Below are 2502 nucleotides of genomic sequence, written 5' to 3'. Positions count from 1 at the left end.
CTTCTTGATAAACGCAGGCCGGCCAAAGCGATGAGTTTATCGATCGAGTTCATTTGCGACGATTGGATCAACAACTGAGCGGATCGGGCAAACGCAAAGCGCCCGAGTGGTCAAAACTGTACGTGTCGCACACCGTACATCCCAACCTGCTCAGGAGTGAATGCAATGTTCAATAACTGGTCCGAACTGCTGCCCACCATCCAGAAAGCCTTCGGCGCACTGGGCAAGAGCAACCCGAAAATGGTCAAGGCCTTTATGGCGCTGGATGAAGCTGCCGCTGAAAATGAAGTGCTMGACGCCAAGACCCGCGAGTTGATTTCCATCGCTGTCGCCATCACCACTCGTTGCGACGGCTGCATCGGAGTACACACCGACGCGGCGATCAAGGCCGGTGCCACTCGCGAAGAAATCGCCGCCACCCTGGCCACCGCAATTTCGCTGAATGCCGGCGCAGCGTACGTCTTCTCGCTGCGAGCACTTGAAGCGCATGACGTGCTGAAAGGCTGACATCAACCCCTGTGGCGAGGGAGCTTGCTCCCGCTGGAGTGCGCAGCACTCCAAAAACCGATGAGTGCGGTACACCTGATACAGCACGGTTGCAGGTTTTGGGGCCGCTCGCGGCCCAGCGGGAGCAAGCTCCCTCGCCACAGAACAGCTCAAACTATCGCCGAAAAATTCAGCCGAAACTGCTGCGGCGTCACGCCCAGCCGTCGGTTGAACACGCTGCGCATGTGCTGGGCGTCACGAAAACCACATTGATACGCGACCGTCTTGAGCGGTGCCCGAGAGCTTTCGAGCATCACCCGGGCAGCGTCCACCCGCGCCTGCTCAACGAACTCCGCCGGAGTGATTCCAGCTTCCCGGGCGAACACCCGAGAGAAATTGCGCGTGCTCATGTTGGCCGCTGCGGCCAGATCGGCAATGCCCAAATCCCCGGTCAGGTTGGCCAACACGTAATGCTGAACCATCGCCACAGGGGATTTTGCTTCAGCATGCGGCGTCAGAAACGGGCTGAACTGCGATTGCCCACCGGAGCGCTGGGTAAACACCACCAGACGCTTGGCCACGCTCAAGGCCACTTGCGGACCGTGATCCTTGGCGAGCAAGTACAGCGACAGATCGATCCCCGCCGTCACGCCCGCCGAGGTGAACAGCTCAGCGTCCTCGACGTAGAGCCGATCGGCTTCGACCCGGGTCGACGGACATAATGCCGCCAACGCGGCGGCATCGCTCCAGTGCGTGGTCACCGTACGCCCCTCGAGCAACCCGGCGCGGGCCAGTGTGAAGGCACCGTTGCAGATGGAGCCGAAGCGCTGCGAACGCGCGCACGCCTCGCGTAGCCAACCATGAAACAGCGCGCCGAAATCCTCGAACGGCAACTGCGGCCCACCGGCCACCAAGAGCAAGTCGTAAGCCTCCAGCGCTTCGCTGAAATGCCGATGGGCGTGCAGCGCCAGGCCGTTCGAGCACGGCATCACACCGCGTTCGAGGCCGATGACGTGCAGTTGATAATGATCCTGCCGCGCAAGGAACCGATTGGCCTCGGAAAATACGTCCATGGGACCGGTGACATCCAGCGACTGGACGCCAGAGAACACCACGATGGCAACGGATTTAGTCATGGGGCAAAGCGGCCTCTGGCGGATGAACGGCTCACCCACCCTAGCCAATCCATGGCCAAGAAGCGAACTGGCACGATTTGCATGCTGATTGGCCGGGATCGTAGCCGCGTGTCGATTGTTCACTTCAGGAGGCGCGAACAGACTGGATCCATCAGCGCCGCCACGGCGTTCCCCATGAGGCAACTACCATGAGCAGCAGCATCGCCGGCATCAAAATCCCCGACAGTACCCTCGCCCGCGCCACCACCGACTACATTCGCGACATCGAGTCCGAGCTGCTTTACCACCACTCGCGCCGGGTGTTTCTGTTCGGTGCCCTGAGCGGTGAACGCCAGGCACTGGCCTACGACCCGGAGCTGCTGTACGTCGGTGCGATGTTCCATGACCTGGGCTTGGTGGAAGGTCACCGCAGCACTGACGAACGCTTCGAAGTCGACGGGGCAAACGCTGCCGCAGCCTTCCTCAAGCCGTACGGGTTGAGCGACGACGATATCGAGCAGGTCTGGCTATCGATCGCCCTGCACACCACGCCGGGCATCCCCAGACATCTGCGGCCGACCGTGGCGCTGGTGACCGCTGGCGTCGAAATGGACGTGTTGGGAGTGGACTACTCGGCATTTTCGATCGTGCAGCGTGAAGCGGTGGTACACGCGCATCCACGGGGTGAAGGTTTCAAGGAATGCATCATCTGCGCCTTTGCCGACGGCCTGCGCCATCGTCCGCATACCACCTTCGGCAACGTGAAGACCGATGTGCTGGTGGATCAGGAACCGGGGTTCAAACCGATGAACTTCGTCGAAGTGATTCGCACATCGCCTTGGGCGGCATGAAAACCGGAGGGAGCGAGCCTGCTCGCGAAAGCGATGTGTCAGTCGACACC

General features: G+C 61.0%; 3 protein-coding genes. 2 read left to right on the top strand and 1 reads right to left on the bottom strand.

Features of this window, described 5'->3' with window-relative positions:
• The first annotated feature begins 165 nt into the window (after positions 1-165).
• Positions 166-507: a carboxymuconolactone decarboxylase family protein gene (locus AC1DH9_RS27195; protein ID WP_427546666.1), complete on the top strand. Its 342-nt coding sequence runs from the start codon at positions 166-168 to the stop codon at positions 505-507.
• A gap of 149 nt (positions 508-656) precedes the next feature.
• Here AC1DH9_RS27195 and AC1DH9_RS27190 read toward each other — a convergent pair whose 3' ends face one another.
• Positions 657-1622: a GlxA family transcriptional regulator gene (locus AC1DH9_RS27190; RefSeq protein WP_427546669.1), complete on the bottom strand. Its 966-nt coding sequence runs from the start codon at positions 1620-1622 to the stop codon at positions 657-659.
• A gap of 188 nt (positions 1623-1810) precedes the next feature.
• Between AC1DH9_RS27190 and AC1DH9_RS27185 the strand changes: the two genes are divergently transcribed.
• Positions 1811-2452: an HD domain-containing protein gene (locus tag AC1DH9_RS27185; protein ID WP_427546671.1), complete on the top strand. Its 642-nt coding sequence runs from the start codon at positions 1811-1813 to the stop codon at positions 2450-2452.
• Positions 2453-2502: the final 50 nt, after the last annotated feature.

This window comes from Pseudomonas sp. 05T35, from assembly GCF_056396605.1.
Note: the sequence above shows the minus strand (reverse complement) of the source record. Positions and strands in the feature narration are given on the sequence as shown.